The sequence below is a fragment of the Pseudonocardia kunmingensis genome (assembly GCF_006716445.1).
GTDB lineage: Bacteria > Actinomycetota > Actinomycetes > Mycobacteriales > Pseudonocardiaceae > Pseudonocardia > Pseudonocardia kunmingensis.
In genome coordinates, this window is sequence record NZ_VFPA01000001.1 from 2,461,544 (window position 1) to 2,483,231 (window position 21,688).

28 protein-coding genes are annotated in these 21,688 nt (G+C 74.2%); 8 read left to right on the forward strand and 20 right to left on the reverse strand.

What is annotated here, in order from left to right:
• Positions 1–104: 104 nt before the first annotated feature.
• The 8 genes from FB558_RS11810 to FB558_RS11845 all read right to left on the reverse strand — a co-directional run bounded on the left by FB558_RS11810 (position 105) and on the right by FB558_RS11845 (position 7,203).
• Positions 105–206: a 30S ribosomal protein bS22 gene (locus FB558_RS11810; protein WP_010241351.1), complete on the reverse strand. Its 102-nt coding sequence runs from the start codon at positions 204–206 to the stop codon at positions 105–107.
• A gap of 178 nt (positions 207–384) precedes the next feature.
• Positions 385–594 carry a helix-turn-helix domain-containing protein gene (locus FB558_RS11815; protein ID WP_142051671.1) on the reverse strand — a complete coding sequence of 70 codons (210 nt, stop codon included), beginning with the start codon at positions 592–594 and terminating at the stop codon, positions 385–387.
• 192 nt (positions 595–786) lie between these two features.
• The gene (gene proC, locus FB558_RS11820) at positions 787–1,593 is read right to left on the reverse strand and encodes a pyrroline-5-carboxylate reductase (RefSeq protein ID WP_142051674.1); all 807 of its coding nucleotides are present in this window, start codon (positions 1,591–1,593) and stop codon (positions 787–789) included.
• 35 nt (positions 1,594–1,628) lie between these two features.
• Complete coding sequence (locus tag FB558_RS11825) at positions 1,629–2,447, reverse strand: thioesterase family protein (protein WP_142051677.1); 819 nt, start codon at positions 2,445–2,447, stop codon at positions 1,629–1,631.
• Between the two features lie 81 nt (positions 2,448–2,528).
• Entirely contained in the window at positions 2,529–3,359 is an 831-nt protein-coding gene (locus tag FB558_RS11830) for a sugar phosphate isomerase/epimerase family protein (RefSeq protein ID WP_142051680.1), read from the reverse strand.
• 4 nt (positions 3,360–3,363) lie between these two features.
• Positions 3,364–4,953, reverse strand: a complete 1,590-nt coding sequence (locus FB558_RS11835) for a hypothetical protein (RefSeq protein ID WP_142051683.1) — start codon at positions 4,951–4,953, stop codon at positions 3,364–3,366.
• Positions 4,950–5,960: a Ppx/GppA family phosphatase gene (locus FB558_RS11840; RefSeq protein WP_142051686.1), complete on the reverse strand. Its 1,011-nt coding sequence runs from the start codon at positions 5,958–5,960 to the stop codon at positions 4,950–4,952. The genes FB558_RS11835 and FB558_RS11840 overlap by 4 nt, the downstream gene beginning before the upstream one ends.
• Before the next feature lie 46 nt (positions 5,961–6,006).
• Complete coding sequence (locus tag FB558_RS11845; protein ID WP_142051689.1) at positions 6,007–7,203, reverse strand: helix-turn-helix domain-containing protein; 1,197 nt, start codon at positions 7,201–7,203, stop codon at positions 6,007–6,009.
• 119 nt (positions 7,204–7,322) lie between these two features.
• Between FB558_RS11845 and FB558_RS11850 the strand changes: the two genes are divergently transcribed.
• The 3 genes from FB558_RS11850 to FB558_RS11860 are packed head-to-tail and all read left to right on the forward strand — an operon-like array spanning position 7,323 to position 8,097.
• Entirely contained in the window at positions 7,323–7,532 is a 210-nt protein-coding gene (locus FB558_RS11850; RefSeq protein ID WP_142051692.1) for a hypothetical protein, read from the forward strand.
• 4 nt (positions 7,533–7,536) lie between these two features.
• A complete protein-coding gene (locus tag FB558_RS11855; RefSeq protein WP_142051695.1) occupies positions 7,537–7,875 on the forward strand; it encodes a hypothetical protein in 339 nt (112 codons plus the stop codon).
• Positions 7,876–7,914: 39 nt separating this feature from the next.
• On the forward strand, positions 7,915–8,097 hold the full coding sequence (locus FB558_RS11860; RefSeq protein ID WP_142051698.1) for a DUF4236 domain-containing protein: 183 nt from the start codon (positions 7,915–7,917) through the stop codon (positions 8,095–8,097).
• 9 nt (positions 8,098–8,106) lie between these two features.
• Here the strand turns inward: FB558_RS11860 and FB558_RS11865 are convergent, their stop codons facing one another.
• From FB558_RS11865 to FB558_RS11885, 5 genes are all read right to left on the reverse strand, one after another.
• Positions 8,107–8,796, reverse strand: coding sequence for a response regulator transcription factor (locus FB558_RS11865; protein ID WP_142051701.1), 690 nt, complete (start codon positions 8,794–8,796; stop codon positions 8,107–8,109).
• A 14-nt stretch (positions 8,797–8,810) separates the two neighbouring features.
• Positions 8,811–10,025: an ATP-binding protein gene (locus FB558_RS11870; protein ID WP_142051704.1), complete on the reverse strand. Its 1,215-nt coding sequence runs from the start codon at positions 10,023–10,025 to the stop codon at positions 8,811–8,813.
• Between the two features lie 142 nt (positions 10,026–10,167).
• The gene (locus tag FB558_RS11875; RefSeq protein ID WP_142051707.1) at positions 10,168–10,902 is read right to left on the reverse strand and encodes a phosphoglyceromutase; all 735 of its coding nucleotides are present in this window, start codon (positions 10,900–10,902) and stop codon (positions 10,168–10,170) included.
• A 45-nt stretch (positions 10,903–10,947) separates the two neighbouring features.
• On the reverse strand, positions 10,948–11,532 hold the full coding sequence (locus tag FB558_RS11880; RefSeq protein WP_142051710.1) for a hypothetical protein: 585 nt from the start codon (positions 11,530–11,532) through the stop codon (positions 10,948–10,950).
• Between the two features lie 25 nt (positions 11,533–11,557).
• Positions 11,558–12,073: a MarR family winged helix-turn-helix transcriptional regulator gene (locus FB558_RS11885; protein ID WP_246106375.1), complete on the reverse strand. Its 516-nt coding sequence runs from the start codon at positions 12,071–12,073 to the stop codon at positions 11,558–11,560.
• 85 nt (positions 12,074–12,158) lie between these two features.
• On the opposite strand from FB558_RS11885, the gene FB558_RS11890 reads away from it, so the two are divergent.
• Complete coding sequence (locus FB558_RS11890) at positions 12,159–12,659, forward strand: VOC family protein (RefSeq protein ID WP_142051716.1); 501 nt, start codon at positions 12,159–12,161, stop codon at positions 12,657–12,659.
• Positions 12,660–12,904: 245 nt separating this feature from the next.
• Here FB558_RS11890 and FB558_RS11895 read toward each other — a convergent pair whose 3' ends face one another.
• Positions 12,905–13,666, reverse strand: coding sequence for a GntR family transcriptional regulator (locus FB558_RS11895; protein ID WP_142051719.1), 762 nt, complete (start codon positions 13,664–13,666; stop codon positions 12,905–12,907).
• A gap of 275 nt (positions 13,667–13,941) precedes the next feature.
• On the reverse strand, positions 13,942–14,400 hold the full coding sequence (locus FB558_RS11900) for a MarR family winged helix-turn-helix transcriptional regulator (protein ID WP_142051722.1): 459 nt from the start codon (positions 14,398–14,400) through the stop codon (positions 13,942–13,944).
• Positions 14,401–14,567: 167 nt separating this feature from the next.
• Here FB558_RS11900 and FB558_RS11905 point away from each other — a divergent pair, with 167 nt between their 5' ends.
• Both FB558_RS11905 and FB558_RS11910 read left to right on the forward strand, forming a co-directional pair.
• Positions 14,568–15,005, forward strand: coding sequence for a VOC family protein (locus FB558_RS11905; RefSeq protein ID WP_142051725.1), 438 nt, complete (start codon positions 14,568–14,570; stop codon positions 15,003–15,005).
• Between the two features lie 9 nt (positions 15,006–15,014).
• Entirely contained in the window at positions 15,015–15,485 is a 471-nt protein-coding gene (locus FB558_RS11910) for an OsmC family protein (RefSeq protein WP_142051728.1), read from the forward strand.
• 9 nt (positions 15,486–15,494) lie between these two features.
• Here FB558_RS11910 and FB558_RS11915 read toward each other — a convergent pair whose 3' ends face one another.
• Together FB558_RS11915 and FB558_RS11920 are read right to left on the reverse strand one after the other, a co-directional pair.
• Complete coding sequence (locus tag FB558_RS11915) at positions 15,495–15,842, reverse strand: ester cyclase (protein WP_142051753.1); 348 nt, start codon at positions 15,840–15,842, stop codon at positions 15,495–15,497.
• 13 nt (positions 15,843–15,855) lie between these two features.
• Positions 15,856–16,281: an HNH endonuclease gene (locus FB558_RS11920; protein ID WP_246106376.1), complete on the reverse strand. Its 426-nt coding sequence runs from the start codon at positions 16,279–16,281 to the stop codon at positions 15,856–15,858.
• A 102-nt stretch (positions 16,282–16,383) separates the two neighbouring features.
• Between FB558_RS11920 and FB558_RS11925 the strand changes: the two genes are divergently transcribed.
• Both FB558_RS11925 and FB558_RS11930 read left to right on the forward strand, forming a co-directional pair.
• The gene (locus tag FB558_RS11925) at positions 16,384–17,892 is read left to right on the forward strand and encodes an MFS transporter (protein ID WP_142051756.1); all 1,509 of its coding nucleotides are present in this window, start codon (positions 16,384–16,386) and stop codon (positions 17,890–17,892) included.
• 112 nt (positions 17,893–18,004) lie between these two features.
• Entirely contained in the window at positions 18,005–18,586 is a 582-nt protein-coding gene (locus tag FB558_RS11930) for a TetR/AcrR family transcriptional regulator (RefSeq protein WP_142051758.1), read from the forward strand.
• Positions 18,587–18,610: 24 nt separating this feature from the next.
• On the opposite strand, the gene FB558_RS11935 is transcribed toward FB558_RS11930, so the two are convergent.
• The 3 genes from FB558_RS11935 to FB558_RS11945 all read right to left on the reverse strand — a co-directional run bounded on the left by FB558_RS11935 (position 18,611) and on the right by FB558_RS11945 (position 21,485).
• Positions 18,611–19,090, reverse strand: coding sequence for a PLC family EF-hand domain-containing protein (locus tag FB558_RS11935; protein ID WP_142051761.1), 480 nt, complete (start codon positions 19,088–19,090; stop codon positions 18,611–18,613).
• A gap of 274 nt (positions 19,091–19,364) precedes the next feature.
• Positions 19,365–19,676: an EthD family reductase gene (locus FB558_RS11940; RefSeq protein WP_142051764.1), complete on the reverse strand. Its 312-nt coding sequence runs from the start codon at positions 19,674–19,676 to the stop codon at positions 19,365–19,367.
• Positions 19,677–19,913: 237 nt separating this feature from the next.
• Complete coding sequence (locus FB558_RS11945; protein WP_142051767.1) at positions 19,914–21,485, reverse strand: 4-coumarate--CoA ligase family protein; 1,572 nt, start codon at positions 21,483–21,485, stop codon at positions 19,914–19,916.
• Between the last annotated feature and the right edge of the window lie 203 nt (positions 21,486–21,688).

The window sequence follows — 21,688 nt, forward strand, 5'->3', positions numbered from 1 at the left end:
TGTGGGGCCGGAGCGCGCCTCCTGTGGGCGGGTCCACGGCCGGGAAGCGCATCCCGCTCGGCGGCGGGGGCCACGTGCTCCGTGCGCCCCGCCGACCGCCGGGGTTACTTGCCGAGCTTGCGACGCTGCACGCGGGTCTTGCGGAGGAGCTTGCGGTGCTTCTTCTTCGACATCCGCTTGCGGCGCTTCTTGATGACGGAGCCCATGCGTGGCGGCCCTTCCTGTCGGGATGCGGCCCGGGAACGGACCGCTGTGGTGCGGCGAGGTGCGACCGGCCGGGCGCTCGCGACGAGCGCGCGCGGGCCGGGCGATGACCGGGCACGCACTCTACCGGGGGGTTCCACGGGCCTCGCGCCCCCCGGGGGGGCAGGACCGCCGGGTGGGTCAACCCGCGTCGAAGTAGGCGCTGCGCAGGTACTCCTCCACCGCCGTCTTGGGCACGCGGAACGAGCGCCCGACCCGGGCGGCGGGCAGCTCCCCACCGTGCACGAGCCGGTAGACGGTCATCTTCGAGACCCGCATCATGGCCGCGACCTCGGCCACCGTCAGGAACTGCACCTGGGCGAGGTGGAGCTCCGAAGGCTCGGACGCCATCCGATCACCGCTTTCCTGGGTCGCACCGGTCGTGCCCGGACTCCGCGGCCGGGCACGGCGACGATGTTCCGCAAGAGCTTAGCGGTGCTGGTGTGACGGGATCGAGGGGATGGCTGCGCTGAGGGGTGGTTCACGCCCGCGCGTCAGGGTGAAACCGGGGCCCCGATCGGTGCACGCGGCCCGGAGGCAGCCTCAGCGGGCCGCTCTGCCCAGCTCCACCGAGCGGTCGCGCGCCGCCTCGATCGCCGCGATCAGCGCGGCCCGCACCCCGTGCCGCTCCAGCTCCCGGATGGCGGCGATGGTCGTGCCGGCCGGGGACGTCACCGCCTCGCGCAGGAGCACCGGGTGGTCGCTGGACTCGCGCAGCATCCGCGCGGCCCCGAAGGCGGACTGCACGATCAGGTCGGCGGCGACGGAGCGGGGCAGGCCGAGCAGGATCCCGGCATCGATCATCGCCTCGACGAGGAAGAAGAAGTACGCTGGTCCGGAGCCCGACAGCGCCGTCACCGCGTCCTGCTGCGACTCCGGCACGCGCACGACCCGTCCGACGGACGCGAGCAACTTCTCCACGGTGGCGAGCTGGTCGTCCGTGGCGTGGGTGCCCGCCGAGATCGCGCTCATCGCCTCGCCCACGAGCATCGGGGTGTTCGGCATGACCCGCACCACCGGCGTGCCTGCCGGCAGGGCGCCCTCGAACAGCGCCGTGGGGAGTCCGGCGCACAGCGACACCACCAGCGTGCCCCGGCGCAGCGCAGGCGCCAGCTCGGCGAGCACGGGCGTGATGTCCTGCGGCTTGACGGCCAGCACCACGATGTCCGCCCGCGCGGCCGCGCCGGCGACGTCCAGCGCCTCGATGCCCAGCCGCCCGCTCAGCTCCGCGGCACGCTCCGGGTGCCGCTCGGTGAACACCAGCTCGTCGGCACTGCGCCCGCCGGCGAGCAGCCCCGCCAGCAGCGCCTCGCCGATCTTCCCCGCTCCGAGGACAGCGATCCGCGTCATGGCCGACAACGGTAGTCGTCGCCCGCGACGCCGGTTCAGCGGCCGAGGGGCGACAGCGCCAGCTGGCGGGCCTGGCAGACCAACCGGCCCGCGGAGTCGACGACGGTGACGTCCTCGTCGAACCAGCCACCCACCACCGAGGCCGACCGCGCCTCGATGCGCAGCCAGCCCGGCGCCGGGCGGGCGCGGAGCAGGGCCGTCAGCTGCACGGTGGGGGCCCATCCGACGCGGCCGCTCACGTTGAACACCGTGGGCGCCATGATGTCGCCCGCGAGCAGGGCGAACAGGACGTCGGTCGGTTCCCCGCGAGGCCGCGCCCAGCCGCGCAGCACGGGCGGGCCGTGCTCCCCGCGGGCGAACGCGAACGTGGAGGTGTCGTAGCGGAGGTCGCAGGCGCCGGCGAGGGTCGTGACGCGCTCGTTGGTGGCCGGGTCGGTGGCGTCCTCCCCGGGCTCGGGAGCCACGTCGGGGAGGTCGTTCCAGTGCGGGTCGTCGCCGGGCAGTCGACCCGCCGTGACGGTCGAGGCGAGCATCGCGCGGCCGCCCTGGAACATCCGCACCGACACCACCGAGACCGTGCGCCCGGTCTTGAGCACCTCGGTCTCCAGCTCGACCGGCCCGGCGTCCGGGGCCCGCAGGAAGTCCGCCGCCACGGCGAGCGGGTCGGGCGCCGCACCGGGCACCTCGGCCTCGACCCGGGCCAGGCCGGCGCGGGCCAGCAGCACCATCAGCAGGCCACCGTGCGCCTTGGTGCCGATCGTCCAGCGCGAGCCCAGCTCGGCGCCGTACCGGCCGCCGCCCAGCGGCGTCACGGAGATGGCGTCCCGGAACGGGGCGTCGGGGGCGGTCGTCATCGCGGAACCCTCGCTCGACGGCATCGGACAGGCGTATCACCGCGGGCGGGCGCGCCCCACCCCTGCCCGGTGTGACGTCCGCTACCGGACGGCGGGCAGCGGTGCCGGGTGCGCGGTGGGCTGCAGGTGCAGCCGCGCGAACAGCAGCGCCTCCGCGAGCAGCGCCGCGCGGTCGGGGCGGGTGCGGCAGCGGCGCGTGCTGATCTCGACGACGACCACGCCGCCGAAACCGGAGCTCGCGAGCCGCTCGCAGACCTCCGCGCACGGCTGGCTCCCCCGGCCGGGGACGAGGTGCTCGTCGCGGGGGGCTCCGCTGCCGTCGGCGAGGTGGACGTGGCTGAGCGCGCCGCCCATCCGGTCGAGCATGGCGAGGGCGTCGCAGCCTGCGGCCGCGGTGTGCGAGAGGTCGAGCGTGTAGTGCGCGTGGCCGACCTCGGTGGGATCGAACCCCGGGCTGTAGGGCACGGTGCGCACGCCGGAGCGGACGATCGGGAACATGTTCTCGACGGCGAGCGCGACGCCGGCGTGCTCACCGGCCCGGGCCACCTCGTCGGCGAACTGCGCGGCGTAGCGGCGCTGCCAGCGGAACGGGGGGTGCAGGACCACGGTGCGGCAGCCGAGGGTGGCCGCGGCGGCGACCGAGCGGCGGATCCGGCCGATCGGGTCGGCGCTCCATACGCGCTGCGTGACGGCGAGGCAGGGGGCGTGCACGGCCAGCACCGGCACGTCGTGGCGCTCGGCCAGCCCGGCCACCGCGGAGACGTCCTGGCTGATCGGGTCCGTCCAGACCATCAGCTCGACGCCGTCGTACCCGAGCTCGGCGGCCAGCTCGAACGCCGCCCTCGCCGACTCGGGGTAGACCGAGGCGGTGGACAGGGCGACCGGCGGGGCCGGCCGCAGCCCGGGCGGCACGGTGTCATCTCCCCAGGAGCACGAGGATGGCCGGGGAGACCGTGAGGAGCAGGCCGACGAGCACGGCGAACAGCGTGGTGCGCAGGTCGCTGCTGCGCAGCAGCGCGCGCACGATCACGACGAGCCCCACCGTGACCAGCACCGCGGCGGCCAGCGCGACGACGGGCAGGTCGCGCCACAGGAAGCGGAACCCGACCCACAGCGCGGCACCGCCGATCGCTCCCGCGATCCACTGCGCGATGACCGCGGGCCACGAGGGCCCGCTCTCCGGCTCGCCCGGTGCCGACTTCGCGGCCGAGCGGCGCTTCGGCTGCTCCGGCTCGTCGTCCTGGGGGCCGAAGAACCCGGTGGGCTCCTCCTCGAAGCCGCGCCGGCCGAGCCCGGCCGGGTAGTCGCCCCGGGCGGGGTCGTCCTCGTCGTCGTCGAAGTCCAGCGGCGCCGCGGCCTGCGTGGGCGGCCCGCCGTCGGCGGCCGCTCCGCGCCTGCCGTCGGTGCGCGCGCGGTGCCAGGACTCGGCACCGGCCGGAGCGGCACCGACCATCGTGGCCGGGCCGTCGTCGTCGTCATCGGGCGCGTCGGCATCCGGCGCGCGGCGCCTGCCGTCGGTGCGGGCCCGGTGCCAGGACTCCGCACCCGCGGGAGCGGCACCGACCATCGTGGCCGGACCACCGTCGTCGTCACCCCGGTCGGGCGCGTCGTACTCGTCCGGCTCGGCGCGCCGACGCTGCGGGATGCGGGTGGTGCGGGCCGGGTCCTGCCCGGCGGGTCGCTGGACGCGCGGCATCTGCTCCGTGGGCCGCTCCGGCTCCGCCGCCTGACGCTCGGGCACCTGACGCTCCGGCACCTGACGCTCCGGCACCGGACGCTCCGGCACCGCGGCGCGCCGCCTGGGCGGTTCGGCCTGCGGGCTGTCCCACGCGCGCGGCTCGACGGGCCGCGCCTCGCGCCCGTTCACCGCAGCCTCGGGCGCGCGAGGCTCCCAGGCCGGCGCCTCCACGGGCTCGCGTGCCGCGCGCCGGGGCTCGCGCTCCTGCTCCTCGGGTTCGCGCCGGGGGGCGCGGTCCCGGATCGGCGGGCCCGGGTACCGGGCCTCACGCGCGGCGCCGTCCCACGACGGCTGGGCCGGTTGCGCGTCCCAGCGGGCGTCGGCGGCGGGTGGCGCGGCGGGGGCGGGGTCCCACGGGTCCGCGTCCCACTCGTCGGCTCCCCATTCGGCCTGGTCGCGCCCGGCGGGCTCACCCGGGGCCGAGGCGCGCTGCGCGGGGTCGTCCTGCGCGGACGCCCACGGCGCCGACTCCCACGGGCCGGGGTCGCGGCGCTCCGGCTCCGAGTCCCACGCCTGCGGGCTCGCCGCTCGCCTCGGCGGGTTCGGCTCGCGCTGCGGTGGCGCCACCGGCGCGCTCGGCTCCCGCGGCGGCGCGGCCCGCCACTCGGCCGGGTCGGCGGCGGGAGCGCCGTGCGCGCTCTGCGCACCCTCGTCCGGCTCGTCCGGCTCCCGGCGGCGGCGCCGACGGCCGGTCGCGTTCGCGTCGCCGTGCGCCGCGAGCAGCTCGGCGACTGTGCGCTGGCGGGGGTGGTCGGTCTCGGAGCTCATCCAGTACACCGTGCCTCGTACGACGTCAAGCGTCCAAGTCCGTCCGGCGCGTCCTGCGCCGAGCGGTCGATCTGGGCCGTCCCATCGAGCGTGTCGAGCCTTCGGAGGATCACTCCTTCGCGCAGCGCCCACGGGCAGATCTCGAGCTGCGGGACCCGCAGGGCCCGCATGGCGGCCTCCGCGACGAGCGCGCCCGCCGCGAGCTGGTGGGCCCGGCTGGGGCTGACGCCCTCGAGCTGGGCGAGGTCGGCCGACGACATGCGCGTGACGAACGCGGCGAGCTGGCGCAGCCCGGCGTCGGTGAGCACGCGCGGCACCCGCGGACCGGCGCCGGACGGGGCGGCACCGGTGAGCCGGGCCAGCGAGCGGAACGTCTTCGACGTGCCGACCACGAGGTCTGGGGACCCGGCCCGCCGCAGCTCACGGGCCACCGGGGCGAGCTGGTCGTCCAGGTGCTCGCGCAGCGCGTCGATCTCGCGGTGGGCCGGTGGGTCCGTGCCGAACCACTCGCGGGTGAGCCGGGCGGCGCCCAGCGGCAGCGACGCCGCGACGGCGGGGAGCTCATCGCGCCCCGCGGCCAGCTCGAGCGACCCGCCACCGATGTCGAGCACCAGCAGCCGGCCCGCCGACCAGCCGTACCAGCGGCGGACCGCGAGGAACGTGTAGCGGGCCTCGTCCTCGCCGGGGAGCACCTGCAGCGCCACGCCGGTGCGGTCCCGCACGTGCGCCAGCACGGCCGCCGAGTTGGTGGCGTCGCGCAGCGCCGACGTGGCGAACGCGAGCAGGTCGTCGCAGCCGGCGGCGGTGGCGGCGGCGCTGGCCCGCTGCACCGCGACCACCAGCGCGTCGGCCCCGGCCTTGGTGAGCGCTCCGGCGGCGTCGAGGTGCTCGGCGAGCCGCAGCTCCGACTTGTCGGACGTCATCGGGGTGGGGTGGCCACCACGGTGCGCGTCCACCACGAGGAGGTGGACGGTGTTGGAACCGACGTCGAGCACACCGAGGCGCACGCGGCCAGGTTACTGCCCGGGCGTGATGCACTCGTGACCGAACCGGTCACAGCTCGCGATGCAACCGCTCTGACCAGCAACGATATGTGGCGAGGAGATCGCGCAGCGGGGTCGCGGCACGCGTGCCGGCGGCCTCCGCCGCGTGGAACACCTCCACCGCGCGCCAGGTGTTCGACGGCGTGACCCTGCCGGACGCGACCGCGGCGACAGCGAGGTGGACGGCCTCGTCGATGTCGTCCTGCCGGATCAGCGCGAGCCCGAGGTCCAGCCGGGCGACGGCCAGGCGGCGCGGCCGGCCGCCGTGGTCGTCGGGCGCGGACAGCCGCGTGATCACCTCACGAGCGACGTCGACGGCCGCCGGATCCCCCACCCAGGACAGCGTCGTCGCCGTGTAGCTGATCGCTTTCGCCGGGTCGTAGCGGTAGTGGTGCTCGGGCCGGTCGGGCGCTTGCAGCGGGCTCACCAGCCGCTGCACCCGGCCCACGGCCTGCTGCGTGCCCCGCGCATCCCCGAGCCGTGCCCGCGCCCGTCCTTCCTGCGCGGTCGCCTGGATCAGAGCGGAGGTACCGGCCGGGGCGAGCCGCTGCGCACCCCGGGACAGCTCTGCCGCTCTCCCGTACTCGCCGAGGGTCAGCACCCGCCAGGCCTCCGTCTCCAGGCACCACGCCCTCAGCTCGTCGTGCTCGCACTCCCGGGCGAGCGAGCCGGCCACGGCCAGCCGGGCCAGCGCGGGCGCCTGCTGCTCCAGGTCGACGTGCAGCGTTGCGGCGAGCAGCGACAACCAGGCCCCGACGACGAGGAGCCTGCGGTGCTCGGCGAGGGTCGTCCGGGCGCCCATGAGCTGCGCGACGTAACGCAGGTGCAGGCGCGTGCGGTGGAGGAGTTCGGCGGGCTGCGCTGTCGCGTAGCTGCCGGCGAGGTCATCGACGGCACGCTCGAGGCGGACGAGCGTGCCCTCGCCGACGTCGGACGCCTCGGCACGACGGGCCATCTCGAGGGCTTCGATCTCGTCGTCGAGCGGGGCGAGGCCGCTCGGCTCGCCGTCGAGCACGGCGTCGAGCCGGGACGGCGAGAGGCCCAGGAGCGCAGTGAGCTTGCGCCGCGCCCACGGCTGGGGCTCCGTCTCGCCGGACTCCCAGCGCCCCACCGTGGTGCGGTCGACGCCGAGCCGGTGGGCGAGCTCCTCCTGCGTCGAGCCGGCCGACTTGCGGGCCTGCACGAGACGGGGGCGCCGGCCGGGCATGTGACCAAGGCTACTCAGGCCGCAGCCACTCCGATGCGGCAGAGATGCCGCATCGGCGCCGTGTCGTCGAGGCTGCACGGTCGGTTGGCTGGGCCCGTGCACCCCCGATCGTCGAGTTCATGGCCCGCGAGCCCGGCATGGCCACGCGCCTCCTGGCCGCCCACGTCGACGACGGCGCGGGCCGCTGCCGGGTCTGCTCGATCGGCGGTCAGGCGGGACGCGCGGCGGCGTGGCCGTGCCTGATCCGCCTGTACGCGGATCAGGCACAGGCGACGGTGCGTGGGGTCGACCGAATCGCGCCCACGGCGGCGCACCTTCTGGGAGGATGAGCCCGTGGCCGGGGACGATGAGCTCGAGCGCAAGGTGCGCAAGCTGGCGATCGAGCACGCGGAGACGCGTTGGCTCGCGCTGCACCTCGACGACGACGTCAAGGAGATCCGCCAGGAGCTGCGCACGATGCGCACCGAGCAGAACGGCCGCTTCGACGCGATCGAGCGCGAGCTCGACGAGCACGGGCGGAAGCTCGACGAGCACGGGCGGCTGCTGCAGGAACACGGGGGGAAGCTCCAGGAGCACGACTCGCGGTTCGACTCGGTCGACGCCCAGCTCCGGTCGCTCACCCAGATGGTCGGCCAGGTGCTGGACCGCATTCCGGAGAAGCCGGCGGGCTGACGGCCCCATCCTCCGCGGGATCCAGGCAAGCTGGGAGGCATGCGCTTCCGCCTCCGTCGCAGCCTCCGCCTCGGCCCGCTCCGCCTCCACTTCACCGAGCGCGGCTTCAGCTCGTGGGGCCTGCAGGTGGGGCGGTGGACGTGGAACAACCGGACCCGCCGCCACACCGTCGACACCCCCGGCCCCGGGTACCTGCAGTCCCGCGGCCGCCGGCGCCGCTGAGGCCCGGCCTCAGGCCTCGAACTTGTAGCCGAGGCCGCGGACCGTCACCAGGTGCCGCGGCGCCGAGGGGTCGGACTCGACCTTCGAGCGCAGCCGCTTGACGTGCACGTCGAGCGTCTTGGTGTCGCCCACGTAGTCGGCGCCCCAGACCCGGTCGATCAGTTGGCCGCGGGTGAGCACGCGTCCGACGTTGCGCAGCAGGTACTCGAGGAGGTCGAACTCCTTGAGCGGCAGTGCGACGTCCGCGCCGCCGACCGAGACGACGTGGCGCTCGACGTCCATGCGCACCGGGCCTGCCTCGAGCACGCCGGGCAGCCCGTCGCCCTCCGGCCCGGCCTCGCCGCCCCGGCGCAGCACGGCCCGCACGCGCGCGATGAGCTCCCGCGCCGAGTACGGCTTCGTCACGTAGTCGTCGGCGCCGAGCTCGAGCCCGACCACCTTGTCGATCTCGCTGTCGCGCGCCGTCACCATGATCACGGGGACCGCGGAGCGGGTGCGCAGGGCCTTGCAGACGTCCGTGCCGCTCATGCCGGGGAGCATGAGGTCGAGCAGCACGATGTCGGCGCCGTTGCGGTCGTACTCCTCGAGCGCATCCTGTCCGGTGGCGGCGACGGCGGTGGTGAACCCCTCCTTGCGCAGCAGGAAGGCGAGCGGGTCGGCGAAGGACTCCTCGTCCTCGACGATGAGCACCCTGGTCACTGGATCTCCTCAACTCACCCGACGCGGTCGGGCAGTTCGACGGGCCGGCTCGAGGGGTCGGCCGGAGCGGGATCGGGCACGGCGTCGGGCCCAGTGGACTCGGTCTCGGGTTCGACGTGCACGGGCAGGCGCATCGTGAAGGTCGAGCCCGTGCCCGGGCTGCTCCACAGCCGCACCTCGCCGCCGTGGTTGGCCAGCACGTGCTTGACGATCGCCAGGCCGAGGCCCGTGCCGCCGGTGGCGCGGGAGCGCGCCGGGTCGACGCGGAAGAAGCGCTCGAACACCCGCTTCTGGTGCTCGGGCGCGATGCCGATGCCGCGGTCGGTGACGGCGATCTCCACCCAGTCGCCGCAGCGACGTCGTGTCACCGACACCGACGCGTCGGCGGGCGAGTAGGCGATCGCGTTCTCGACGAGGTTGGACAGGGCGGTGACCAGCAGCGTCAGGTCACCGCCGACCTCGAGCCCGGTGGGCCGGTCGACGATGATGTCGATCTTCGCCGACTCGGCGGACAGGCGCGACCGCGCGAGCGCCTCCTGCACCACCTCGTCGACGTCCACGACCTGCAGCTCGGGCAGCCGCTCCGCGCCCGTCAGGCGCGACAGCGCGATGAGCTCGGTGACGAGGTTGCCCAGCCGGGTGGACTCGTTGAGGATCTTGGTGCCGAACCGGCGGACCTCGGCGGGGTCGTCGGCGGCGTCGAGCACGGCCTCGGCCAGCAGCGCGACCGCGCCGACGGGGGTCTTCAGCTCGTGGCTGACGTTCGCGACGAAGTCGCGGCGCGTGGCCTCCAGCCGCACCGCCTCGGAGGTGTCGGCCGCCTCGACCATGCTGAAGCCGCCGCCGAGCGGGCGCACGTGGGCCTGCACGGCGGCGGGCTGGCGCCCCCGGCGGTCGAGCGGGGAGAGGTCGACGTCCACCGTCGCGCCGGAATGCAGCACCTGCTGGCTGGCGGCGGCCGCTCGCGCGTCGGGCAGCCCGTCGCGCACCACGCCCAGCTCCGCGGCGCGCGGGTTGTGCACCACGACGTCGCCGCCGTTGTCGAGCACCGCCAGCCCCTCGTCGGTGGACCGGAACACCCGCTGGAGAAGGTCGGCCACCGGCGGCCCGAGCACGGGGTCGTCAGGGGCCGGGTCGGGCTCGGCGCGCAGGCGCTCCCACCGGAGGCCGAGCACCAGGCCGAGCGCGAGCGCCCCGGCCGCGATCGCCACGCAGAGCAGCGCGTTCACAAGCGCATGGTAGGCAGGCCGACCACCCCGGAGGCCAGTCCACGAGGCCCGTCGTGACGCGCCTGACGTCGCGGGACGGCACTGTTCCCCGGTCGTTCACGCTCAGTTCACCCGGACGCCCGTCACCCGGGCGGGTGGGGCGTCACCTCCCCTGGGCCGCCACCGCGGCCGCCGCCGTGGCCGCCGCGTCCGGGTCGAGGTAGGTGCCACCGCGCACGGTGGGGCGCAGCTCGTCGTCGAGCTCGTAGCGCAGCGGGATCCCGGTCGGGATGTTCAGCCCGACGATGTCGGAGTCGGAGATCCCGTCGAGGTGCTTCACGAGCGCCCGCAGCGAGTTGCCGTGCGCGGCGAGCAGCACGACCTTCCCGGCACGCAGGTCCGGCACGACGGCCGACTCCCAGTACGGCAGGAACCGCGCGACCACGTCGGCGAGGCACTCCGTGCTCGGCACCTCGCCGGGCGCGTAGCGCGGGTCGCCGCCCTGGTCGAACTCCGAGCCCGGCTCGATCGGCGGCGGCGGGACGTCGTAGGAGCGACGCCACTGCATGAACTGCTCCTCGCCGAACTGCTCCAGCGTCTGCTTCTTGTCCTTGCCCTGCAGGGCGCCGTAGTGCCGCTCGTTCAGGCGCCAGTCCCTGCGCACCGGGATCCAGTGCCGGTCGCACGCGTCCAGCGCGAGGTTGGCCGTGGAGATCGCCCGGCGCAGCACCGACGTGTGCACCACGTCGGGCAGCAGCCCGGCCTCGCGCATCAGCTCACCGCCGCGGCGGGCCTCCTGCTCGCCGGTCTCGGACAGCGGCACGTCCACCCAGCCGGTGAACAGGTTCTCCGCGTTCCACACGCTCTGCCCGTGCCGCAGCAGCACCAGTGTTCCCATGGGCGCAACTCTGCCAGGCCGCCACGGCCCCGTCGGGCGGCCCCGTCAGGTGATCACCGTCAGGCTGCGCAACGACGACTCGAGCACGCGACCGTGCCCGGCCCACTCGTCGGCGAGCGTCGTGCCGGTGACGACCACGGTCTCGCCCGCGTGCACCGACAGCACCTGGACGTTGCGCAGCGCCAGCCCGCTGCGCGGGTCGTCGAAGGTACCGCCGAGCAGCTGCGCGCTCGTCCCGTCGACGAGGGTGATGCCCTCGTCCGCCGTGGGCCGGTAGTGCGGCAGGCCCGTCAGCTCCTGCCGAGCGCTCGCGACGGTCGTGGGGAGGTCGGCGCCTGCGGGCACGACGATCACGTTGATGTTGGCGCGGAACCGCCGGCCCGCCGGGCCGACCGGCTGCGGATCGGCGAAGATCACCGCCGTGTCCTGCGTGCCGCTCGTGTCCACGGACCAGCCCGGCGGCGGGTCCAGCGCGAACCGGCCCGCCGCGTCGCTGAAGGCCGCGCTGCCCGGACGCGCCACGGCGGCGGGATCCGGGGACGGCGTCCCGGCCACCTCGACGGCGCACCCCGCCGTGGCCGTCCCGGCGGCCAGCACCAGGGCCGCCGCCCCGATCATCGCGGTCCGCATGCGCCCATCGTCCGCCTGCGCCGGATCAGGCCGGCGGGCGGCCCGGCTCGGTCAGCGCGCAGGGCAGGGACACCGAGTCGTCGACGCCGAGCCCGCCGAGCACGGCGCGGCAGATCTCGCGCAGCTGCCCGACCTGCTCGGGGGCCAGCCGGTCGAACAGGTGCTGCCGGACCGTCCGCACGTGCCCCGGGGCCGCGGCGGCGAGCGCCTCGAACCCCTCCTCGGTGAGCTGCGCGAACGTGCTGCGCCGGTCGTCCGGGCAGGGCTTGCGCCGCACCCAGCCGTTGCGTTCCAGCCGCGCGACCGCGTGGGAGAGCCTGCTCTGCGAACTCTGCGTGATGGCGGCGAGCTCGCTCATGCGCAGGGTGCGGTCCGGGACCTCGGAAAGCATCGCGAGGATCTGGTAGTAGGCGTGCGGCATCCCGGAATCGCGCTGCAGCTGGCGGTCCAGAGCGCCTTCCAGGAGCGAGGTCGCCGCCACGTAGGCGAGCCACGCCTCCTGCTCCTCGTCGTCCAGCCACCGGGTCTCGTCGCCGTCCACGGACCCCAGGGTACCCGCAGAAACTTGAGCATTCATGTGTCGACCCGTACCGTAGGAGATTGAACCCTCAACGAGAAGAGGAGACATGCCGGTCCAGCGGCTCAACCACGCCGTGCTGTACGTCCGCGACCTCGATCGCAGCGTCGCCTTCTACACCGAGGCGCTCGGGTTCCGGGTCGTCACCACGATGCCGGGGCGCGCCGCGTTCCTGCAGGCGGCGGAATCGGCGAACGACCACGACCTCGCCCTGTTCGCCATCGGCGACGGCGCGGGGGACTCGACGGCCGGACGCGCGACGGTCGGGCTGTACCACCTGGCATGGGAGGTCGACACGCTCGCCGAGCTCCGCCGCCTCGCCGGGGTGCTGCGCGAGCACGGCGCGCTCGTCGGCGCGTCCGACCACGGCACGACGAAGGCGCTCTACGCCCACGACCCGGACGGCCTGGAGTTCGAGGTGTGCTGGCTGGTGCCGGCCGACCGGATCCCGGCGGGCGCGGAGGTCATGACCGCCCCGCTCGACCTCGAGGCCGAGATCGCCCGGTACGGCGCGGACACCCTCGGCGGCGTCGGAGCAGGATCCGCATGACGAACGGCACTTTCGTCGGCTAGTGTCCCCCGCCGGAAGTTCGCTGGGTAAGTCGGTGGATCCAGGTTCTCGCTGCGCGTGCCGGGCGGCGGGCCTCGTACCGGGCGTACTCGGCTCGTCGACCGGTGCGCGCAGCGTGGAGCTGGGCCGCCGAATTATTCGGCGGACTTCCGGCGGGGGACACTAGGTACCGACGAGGGTGCCGTTCGTCCGGGTGGGAGGCTGCACACGCGCGCGAGGACCGGCTAGGAGCCCACGGCGTCCATGCGGTAGCCGTCGCGGGCCGAGAAGCGGGCGGTGACGCTGAACCGGTCGGCGCGGACCAGCGTCTGGCGCCACTCGACGGGCCGCTCGCCCGCGCAGCCGAGCCGGTCGATGACGAACGCGGCCACGTCGGGCGGGATGCCGAGCAGCTCCCGCTCGGCGGCCCCGGGGACGGTCGCCCGCACGCGTTCGCTGCCGCCCGTGACGCGCACGCCACACCGCGCCGCGTAGACCGTGTAGAGCGCGGTGCGTCCGAAGTCGACGTCCAGCAGCGGCGCGGCGAGCCGCTCCGGCAACCACACCCGGTCGACGGCGAGCGGCTCGGCGTCGGCGAAGCGCAACCGCTCCAGGTGCACCAGCGGGGTCGACTCCTCCAGGCCCAGCCGGGCCGCCACCACGCCGTCGGCACGGACGTCGAGGGTGCGCACCACGCTACGCTGCACCCGGCCGGTGGCCTCCACCGCGGAGAACAGGCTGAAGATCTCCCCCAGCGGCTGCTCGATCTCCGCAGGCCCCGCGCGGCGCGGGGCGCGGCCCCGGCCCGCGATGACGAGCCCCTCCTCCCGCAGCCGGCGCATCGCCTCCCGCACGGTGTGCCGGCTGACCCCGTACTCGTCGACGAGGGCGAGCTCGCCGGGGAAGGAGTCGGCGAACTCGTCCTGCTCGAGCCGATGGCGCAGGTCGTGCAGCAGCTGCGCCCACAAGGGCTCGACGGCGAGCCGGTCCAGGGTGCGCGCGGTCATCGAGAGCTCATCTGTCGGTCCCGGGGGGAGGCGAGGCGGTGGGCGCGTCGGGCGCTGCCGCGGGCCGCCGGGATCGGGCGACGGGCGCTAGCAGGCCGGGGAGCGGCGACAGCGCCGGTCGTCGACCGAGAGCTGATCGGCCCCGATGAGGCACACGCAGAACGCGTGGCGCTGCGGGACGACGGCCGGGACCACGCCGCCAGTGCACCAGAGGCGCAGGCCGCGCGGCAACCGGATGTGGCGCGGTCGGCCGGCCCGGGGTCCGGCGAGGCGGCTCAGCCCGCCCCGGCCGCCGTGCGCAGCGTGTCGGTCAGCCGGTGCAGCGCCTCGCGCAGCTCGCCCCGTTCGGCACGGCTCATCGCGGTGGCCGCGCCGACGCGGCCCTGCGTCGCCGCGACGGAGTCCTCGAGGCCGCGCCCTTCCGCGGTCAGGGAGACCCGCACGGACCGCTCGTCGTCGACCTGGCGGGTACGGCTGATCAGCCCGGCCGCCTCGAGCCGCTTCAGCAACGGGGACAGCGTGCCCGTCTCCAGCTGCAAGGCCCGGCCGAGCCCGCTGACGGTGGTGTCACCGCGCTCCCACAGCACGAGCAGCACGAGGTACTGCGGGTAGGTGAGGTCGAGGGCGTCGAGCATCGGCCGGTAGCAGCTCGTCATGGCCCGCGACGCCGCGTACAGGGCGAAGCACAGCTGCTCGTCCAACGGCGTGGAACGCGCGGGGCCCGCCTGTGCCATCCCCCCACCGTAGGACCCGTTCGCCGGGAGGGCACGCCGAGTCGCGGGCGTGGGTGCCGCTGATCACCGCGAGAAGCACGCCAGCGCGGCGGCGGCGGCACTCCTGTGCGGATCGGCGATCCCTCAACCCCGGTGCGCGCGGGAGCGCCGGGGTCGATGCTGGTGGCGTGGGCGAACTGGGCGATGTGGTGTTCGACTGCCGGCACCCTGCCTCGCTGGCGCGGTTCTGGGCCGCCGCGCTCGACGGCTACCGGGTGGCCCCCTACGACGAGGCCGAGCTGGCGCGGCTGCGGGCGATGGGCGTCGACGACCCCGAGGACGACCCGTCCGTCCTGGTCGAGCCGGCCTCCGGAGCGGGCCCGCGGCTGTGGTTCACCCGCGTCCCCGAGCCGAAGACCGTGAAGAACCGCGTGCACCTGGACCTGCGCGCCGCCGATGTCGACGTCGAGGCCGCGCGGCTCGTCGGGCTCGGCGCGCGGGAGCTGGCCCGCGTCGAGGACTGGGTCGTGCTGGCCGACCCGGAGGGCGGGGAGTTCTGCGTCCAGCCCCGTGGCCGGGGTGACGCCGGCCGTATTTCGGCCGATGCCGAACCGACTCCCCAGTAGCGTCCGGGCATGCCCAGGACACACGCCTACGCGGTCACGGTCACCTGGACGGGGAACCGCGGCACCGGCACCAGCGGCTACCGCGACTTCGCGCGGGACCACACCATCGACGCCGACGGCGCGCCCCGCATCCTCGGCAGCTCCGACCCGGCGCTCCGCGGGGACGCCTCGCGGTGGAACCCCGAGCAGCTGCTGGTGGCGTCGCTATCGGAGTGCCACATGCTCTGGTACCTGCACCTGTGCGCCGACGCAGGCGTGGTCGTCACCGGCTACACCGACGACGCCCGCGGCGCGATGGTCGAGGACGGCGCGGGCGGGCGCTTCACCGAGGTCACGCTCGCGCCCCGCGTCACCGTCGCCGAGAGCCGGATGGTCGACACCGCGCTCGCGCTGCACGAGCCCGCGCACGAGCGCTGCTTCATCGCGAACTCGGTGAACTTCCCGGTGCGCCACGAGCCGGCGGTGACCGCGGCGACCTGACCGGAAGACTCAGGTCACGACCATGGAGCCGACCCAGTACTCCACGAACCTGCCGTCCTCGACGCGCAGGATGTCGTTGCCGAGGAAGGTCGTCTCGGCGCCGTCCTGCCGCCCGTGACCGCGCCACCGGCCGGCCACGAGGCCGCCGTGGGCGAACGGCCCGACCTCGATGGCGAAGCTCAGCGGCGCGAGCATGGCGTGGGTCTGCCGGATCGTCTCGGCGAGCTGGGCGGGACCGTGCACGTCGTGGTCGGGCCAGTGCCCGACGAACGCGTCAGCGACGAGCTCGGAGACGCGTTCCACGCGCCCCGCCCAGAGCTCGTCGATCCAACGGCGGTAGAGCTCCTCCGGTTCCATGGCACCGACGGTGTCAGAGCGGGGACGGCCGTGTCTTGGACGTTCGGGAACCGGGCTCGGGCGCTGCCGGTTCCGCCGCGTCCGGCTCCGCGCCGAACCGCAGGACGAGCGCTGCCTGGATCACCGCGTGCCGCTCCAGGAAGGCCCGCTCGTCGAGCCGCTTGCGCCGCAGCCAGCCGGTGACCTCGTCGTTGCACTTGCTCGCGTTGCACGAGGCGCAGGCCGGGGCGATGTTGTCGAGCGTGTAGCGGCCGCCGCGCGAGATCGGCAGGACGCAGTCGCGCTGCAGCGCCACACCGGTCGTGCCGCAGTACGCGCAGCCGGCCCAGGCCGTGACGAGCGCCTGCCACTGCTCGCCGCTGAGGTCGTGCTCGACGGCGGCCATGCGGCGCTTGCGTCGGCGCGCGTACCGCACTCGGCGGCTCTTCCCGGCGGGCACGGCCGAGACGATAGCGGTGCCCCGCCACGGTCCACCGATCATAAAACTGGACTATGGTACAAATAGTACGGTCGTCCAATTTGTTCGGCGGGAAGGCGGGCCATGACCACCTCGACTCCTCCACGCGCACAGGCGCGGCAGTGGGCCGGCCTGGCCGTACTGGCGTTGCCGACGGCGCTCCTCGGGCTCGACGTCACGGTGATGTACCTGGCGATCCCGGAACTCTCGCTCGACCTGCGACCGAGCAGCGTCGAAGCACTGTGGATCATGGACGCGTACGGGTTCATGATCGCCGGCCTGCTGATCACCATGGGCACGCTCGGTGACCGGATCGGGCGGCGACGGCTGTTGATGATCGGCGCTGTCGCGTTCGGCCTGGCGTCGGTCGCGGCCGCCTTCTCGACGTCGGCGACCATGCTGGTCGCCGCCCGCGCTGCACTCGGCATCGCCGGTGCGACGCTCATGCCCTCCACGCTGGCGCTGATCAGCAACATGTTCGCCGACGCGCGGCAGCGGGCACTGGCCATCGGGATCTGGGCGACGATGTTCGCGCTCGGCATGGCGGTGGGGCCCCTGATCGGAGGCGTGCTGCTCACCACCTTCTGGTGGGGTTCGGCGTTCCTCGTCGCGGTCCCGGTCGTCGTCCTGGTCCTGGTCTCGGCACCGCTGCTGCTGCCCGAGTACCGCGACCCGGACGCCGGGCGCCTCGACCTGCCCAGCGTCGGCCTGTCACTCGCGGCGATCCTGCCCGTCGTCTACGCGATCAAGCACGGCGCCGCTGACGGCATCGACATCCAGGTCGTGGCCGCGGTCGTGGTCGGCGCCGGGTTCTCCGCGGGGTTCGTCCGCCGCCAGAACCGGCTCGTCGACCCGCTGCTCGACCTGGGCCTGTTCCGGACCCCGGCGTTCAGTGCCGCCCTCGCGATCCTGCTGATCGGGCTCGTCGGCGTGGGCGGCGCGATGTTCCTGGTGACCCAGCACCTCCAACTGGTCGAGCAGCTCACACCCCTGCAGGCCGGGCTCTGGATGGGCCCGCCCGCGCTGGCGATGTTCGTGGCGGCCATCGGTGCCCCCCTGCTCGCGCGCCGGATCCGGCCCGGGTCCATCGTCGCCGCCACGCTCGCCGCCTCCGCGCTCGGCTACGCACTGCTCGCATCGGTCGACGGCCCGGGCAGCGTCGGCCTGGTCGTCGTCGGGTTCGCGCTGGTCTACCTCGGACTCGGAGCGATCGCCTCGCTCGGCACCGACCTGGTCGTCGGCAGCGCTCCCGCGAACAAGGCCGGTTCGGCCGCAGCGATGTCGGAGACCGTGCAGGAACTGGGGCTCGCGATCGGCGTCGCGGTCCTGGGCAGCATCGCCAACGCCGTCTACCGGGAGGAGATCCGCTCCGGGAGCACCGACCCCGACCCGGGGTCGCCCCACGCCGAGAGCCTCGCCGGAGCCATCGGTCAGGCCGACCGCCTTCCGGACACCGTGCTCGACGCCGCCCGGCAGGCGCAGACCACCGGGCTCACCACCACCGCTCTCGTGACCGCGGCGGCGACCCTCGTGCTCGCGGCGCTCGCCGCTCTCGCGTTGCGCCGGGTCCCCGCGGTGGGCGGCGACGACTAGCCGACCCGCACCTGCGCAGCGGCCTCCGACGTGGACCTGCGAGAGGGATCCGTCCGGCGGGAGCCGGGATATCGTGGCGTCACGTCCCCGATGCAGCCGGGAAGGAGATCCCGTGCCCGAGCTCGACCAGCAACGACCGGGTACGGGCGCCCACCCCGACGGTCGACGGGCACGCGGCGAACGCCGGCGCGCCGAGCTGATCGCCGCCACCCTGCGCGTCGTCGAGCGGGACGGCGCCGCCGGCGTCACGCACCGCACCGTCGCCAAGGAGGCCGGCGCCCCCACGAGTCTGGCCACCTACCACTTCGCCACCCTCGACGACCTCCTGGTCGCCGCGCTCACCGACGTCACCCAGCACTACGAGAGCACCCTGCGCGCCCTCATCGACCGCGGGCACGACCCACTCGGTGGTCTCGCCGAGCTCATCGCCGCCTCGGCCACCGAGCCCGGTCGCTGCCGCGCTCTCGCTGAACGGGAGCTGTCGACACTCGCCGCACGACGACCGGCGCTCCGCGGTCTCGCCCACGGGTGGCGGTCGCTCGTCGCCGAGCTCGGCCGGCTGCACACCACCGACCCGACCGCGGTCGCGGCGCTCGTCGCCACCGCGGACGGCCTGTGCGCCTCGGTCCTGCTCGCCGAGGCCGCACCCGACGTCGACCGGCTCCGGGCCGTGCTCGCGCACGTCCTGCGGTGACCGATCAGCGCGGCGGTGCGGGCGTCAGTCGTGGGGGAGGCGATCGGTCGAGCCGTCGGCCAGCGCCCGGCTGATCTTCTCCAGGGCGCTCCTGACCAGCTCGCCGTACCCGTCGTCACCGAGCGCGTCGCTCACGCTCCGGGCCATGCCGAGGAACTCGTGGGCGCGGCCCGGATCGCCGAGCCGCCGGTGATCATCGGCGAGGCTCAGGTACAGCGACGGCATGAACCCCCGCACCCGCAGTGACCCGTCGTACTCCTGGGCCCGCTCGTCGGTCACACCGGAAACGGCCGCCAGCGCACGCTCGTCCCACATCAGTTCGTCGCGGTCGTCGTCCTGGAGGTCGGCCAGGAAGTGCGCGACCACGCAGCGGTGGAAGGCGTCTCCCCCACGCTGCCCGACCTCGGTCCAGATCGCTTCGAGGTCCGCCCTGGCGGTCGTTCGATCGCCGGTCCGCCCGCGCTGCACGGCAGCGGTCACGCGGTTCATCACGTCGTCTTCCATCGGCACTCCCGGTCGGGTGACGGCCGGCACCCTCCACCCCGAGGTGGGTCGAGGGTCGAGCCCAGTCGGAGCCCTGGCGTGGCCGGGTCGCGGACAGCAGGGATACGGAGGGCCGGGGGAATTCGTTACGTACCGGTCCCGTGGCTGGGCGGTCTCGTGCTCGGACCCGCACTTCCGCCTGCCCCGGCGAACCAGGGTTCCCGCTGCGCGAGCGGCTCCGGGAACTCGGGTGGTGGTGTCGAGCGCTTCGTGCAGGGAGTCGGCGGGTGACCGGTCAGACGACGGAGCCGGCCGGCCCCGCCAGCAGCGTGACGCCTGCCGTCGCGAAGTTGGCCAGGTCGGCCCGGGCCGCCTGGCCCTCCGGTGCCGCCGAGCCCGCGCGGTGGGCCGCCTCGGACTCGTACTCCATCACCGCCACCAGGTAGTACGGGGGCAACGTGCCGTCCGGGCCCGGTCCGGGCCTCGTCACCGTGTAGCGCTGCAGGCCGGGGATCGTGGCGGCGAGCGGCGCGTGGACCCCGTCGTAGTGTTCGTCGAACCGGGCGGGATCCTCGGGGTGGTTGTAGAGCACGGTGACCTGGAACACGGGACCTCCTCGCCGCGGGGACAGGAGCCATTCCTAGCGGATCGATGACGCCCGGGACAGCCGCCCCCATGCTGCGGGACCGGAGGCAGCGCCTGATCTGACGCGGTTACTGCCTCCCACCCCGGCTCGCGGTCTGCCAGGCCGCCTGATGCCCATGATCGGCGGGATCGGGACATGACCTGCAGGAGCGCAGCTCATGTCCCTGGATCGCTGATCACGGCCGTGGCGCGAGGAGCGTCAAACCCGCTCGGCCTCGCGAGCCCGCAGGTCCTTGCGCAGGATCTTGCCCGACGCCGACTTCGGGATCTCGTCGATGAACTCGACCACCCGCACCTTCTTGTGCGGCGCGATCCGCTCGGCGACGAACGCCATCACCTCGGCGGCACCGAGGTTCGCGCCCGCCTGACGCACGACGAACGCCTTCGGCACCTCCTCGCCGTCCGCGTCCCGGACACCGATCACCGCGGCGTCCGCGATCTCGTCGTGGGTCAGCAGCAGCGCCTCCAGCTCGGCGGGCGGGACCTGGTAGCCCTTGTACTTGATCAGCTCCTTGACCCGGTCCACGATCGTGAAGACTCCGTCCTCGGTGACCGTGGCGACGTCACCGGTGTGCAGGTAGCCCTCATCGTCGAGCGTGATCGCGGTGGCCTCCGGGTTGTTCAGGTAACCGGACATCACGTTCGGGCCCCTGACCCACAGCTCACCGCGCTCGCCGGGCCCGACCTCCTGCCCGGTCTCCGGGTCGACGAGCTTGGACTCCACGTTCGGGATGGCGAACCCGCACGTGTTCAGGTCCATGTCGGGGCGGTCGTCGGGCATGCAGTGGCTGACCGGCGACAGCTCGGTCATGCCGTAGCCCTGCAGCACCGTGCAGTTCAGGCGCTTGGCGACTGCCTGGCCGAGCTCGGCGTCCAGCGGGGCGGCACCGGAGAAGACGACGTCGATGCAGGACAGGTCGTACTGGTCGACGATCGGGTGCTTGGCGAGCGCGACCGCAACCGGCGGGGCGATGTAGACGCGGCTGACGCGGTGCTCGGAGATCACCCGCAGGAACTCGGGCAGGTCGAACTTCGGCATCGTGACGACGGTGGCCCTGCGGTGCAGCCCCTGGTTCATCATCACCGTCATGCCGTAGATGTGGAAGAACGGCAGCACGGCGAGGATCTTCGTCTCGGAGCTGACGTCACCCATCTCCGCGATCTGGCAGAGGTTGGCCACCAGGTTCCGGTGGGTGAGGATCACCCCCTTCGCCCGGCCCGTGGTGCCCGACGAGTACGGCAGCACGGCGGTGTCGCCGGCCGTGACCGTCTGGGCCGGCGGCTCCGCGGTCGTGGCGAGCAGGTCGCGCAGGCTCGTGCGGCCCTCGGCGGCGTCGAGGACGACGACCGCGTCGGCCGGCAGCCCCACCTCGGCGAGGGCGGCGGTGACCCGGTCGAGGAACGGCGACACCGTGAACACCAGCTTGGCGCCGGAGTCGCCGAGCTGGTGGGCCAGCTCGCCCGGCGTGTACAGCGAGTTGACGCTGGTGACGATCGCGTTCGCGCGCAGGATGCCGTGGAAGACGGCCGCGTAGGAGGGCGTGTTCGGGGCGAACAGCGCCACGACGTCGCCCGCGCCGATCCCGCGCTCCGAGAGCGCCGCAGCGATCTTCAACACCATGCCTTCGAGCTCGGCGAAGGTGATCGCCGCACCTGAGGGTCCGTCGACGAACGCCGGTGCGCCCGCACGCTCGCCGAAGTCGGTGAAGAGGAAGTCGAAGAGCGGGACGTCGGGGATCTCGACGTCGGCATACGGGCTGCGGACGGGCATGCGGGCGCTCCCTTGCGGACGGCAGTACCGGGACGATACCGGCGGTAGGGGATCAGGGGGAGCCCACGAGACGACGCCACGACCGGCGGGAACCACCCGAATGGCCCAACCCGGAAGGGTTGTCTTGATCGTCAGCGGCTGTCACTGTGAGCGCGCTGGCCCTGGCGAGCCCCACTCGCCCGGCCGGGCCGGTTGCGGCGTCC

Bases quoted from the DNA above. Each gene is read 5' to 3' on its own strand.
- FB558_RS11810 (WP_010241351.1), bottom strand. From the start codon at position 206: ATGGGCTCCGTCATCAAGAAGCGCCGCAAGCGGATGTCGAAGAAGAAG.
- FB558_RS11815 (WP_142051671.1), bottom strand. From the start codon at position 594: ATGGCGTCCGAGCCTTCGGAGCTCCACCTCGCCCAGGTGCAGTTCCTG.
- proC (WP_142051674.1), bottom strand. From the start codon at position 1,593: ATGACGCGGATCGCTGTCCTCGGAGCGGGGAAGATCGGCGAGGCGCTG.
- FB558_RS11825 (WP_142051677.1), bottom strand. From the start codon at position 2,447: ATGACGACCGCCCCCGACGCCCCGTTCCGGGACGCCATCTCCGTGACG.
- FB558_RS11835 (WP_142051683.1), bottom strand. From the start codon at position 4,953: ATGAGCTCCGAGACCGACCACCCCCGCCAGCGCACAGTCGCCGAGCTG.
- FB558_RS11845 (WP_142051689.1), bottom strand. From the start codon at position 7,203: ATGCCCGGCCGGCGCCCCCGTCTCGTGCAGGCCCGCAAGTCGGCCGGC.
- FB558_RS11850 (WP_142051692.1), top strand. From the start codon at position 7,323: ATGGCCCGCGAGCCCGGCATGGCCACGCGCCTCCTGGCCGCCCACGTC.
- FB558_RS11860 (WP_142051698.1), top strand. From the start codon at position 7,915: ATGCGCTTCCGCCTCCGTCGCAGCCTCCGCCTCGGCCCGCTCCGCCTC.
- FB558_RS11875 (WP_142051707.1), bottom strand. From the start codon at position 10,902: ATGGGAACACTGGTGCTGCTGCGGCACGGGCAGAGCGTGTGGAACGCG.
- FB558_RS11880 (WP_142051710.1), bottom strand. From the start codon at position 11,532: ATGCGGACCGCGATGATCGGGGCGGCGGCCCTGGTGCTGGCCGCCGGG.
- FB558_RS11890 (WP_142051716.1), top strand. From the start codon at position 12,159: ATGCCGGTCCAGCGGCTCAACCACGCCGTGCTGTACGTCCGCGACCTC.
- FB558_RS11895 (WP_142051719.1), bottom strand. From the start codon at position 13,666: ATGACCGCGCGCACCCTGGACCGGCTCGCCGTCGAGCCCTTGTGGGCG.
- FB558_RS11900 (WP_142051722.1), bottom strand. From the start codon at position 14,400: ATGGCACAGGCGGGCCCCGCGCGTTCCACGCCGTTGGACGAGCAGCTG.
- FB558_RS11910 (WP_142051728.1), top strand. From the start codon at position 15,015: ATGCCCAGGACACACGCCTACGCGGTCACGGTCACCTGGACGGGGAAC.
- FB558_RS11915 (WP_142051753.1), bottom strand. From the start codon at position 15,842: ATGGAACCGGAGGAGCTCTACCGCCGTTGGATCGACGAGCTCTGGGCG.
- FB558_RS11925 (WP_142051756.1), top strand. From the start codon at position 16,384: ATGACCACCTCGACTCCTCCACGCGCACAGGCGCGGCAGTGGGCCGGC.
- FB558_RS11935 (WP_142051761.1), bottom strand. From the start codon at position 19,090: ATGGAAGACGACGTGATGAACCGCGTGACCGCTGCCGTGCAGCGCGGG.
- FB558_RS11945 (WP_142051767.1), bottom strand. From the start codon at position 21,485: ATGCCCGTCCGCAGCCCGTATGCCGACGTCGAGATCCCCGACGTCCCG.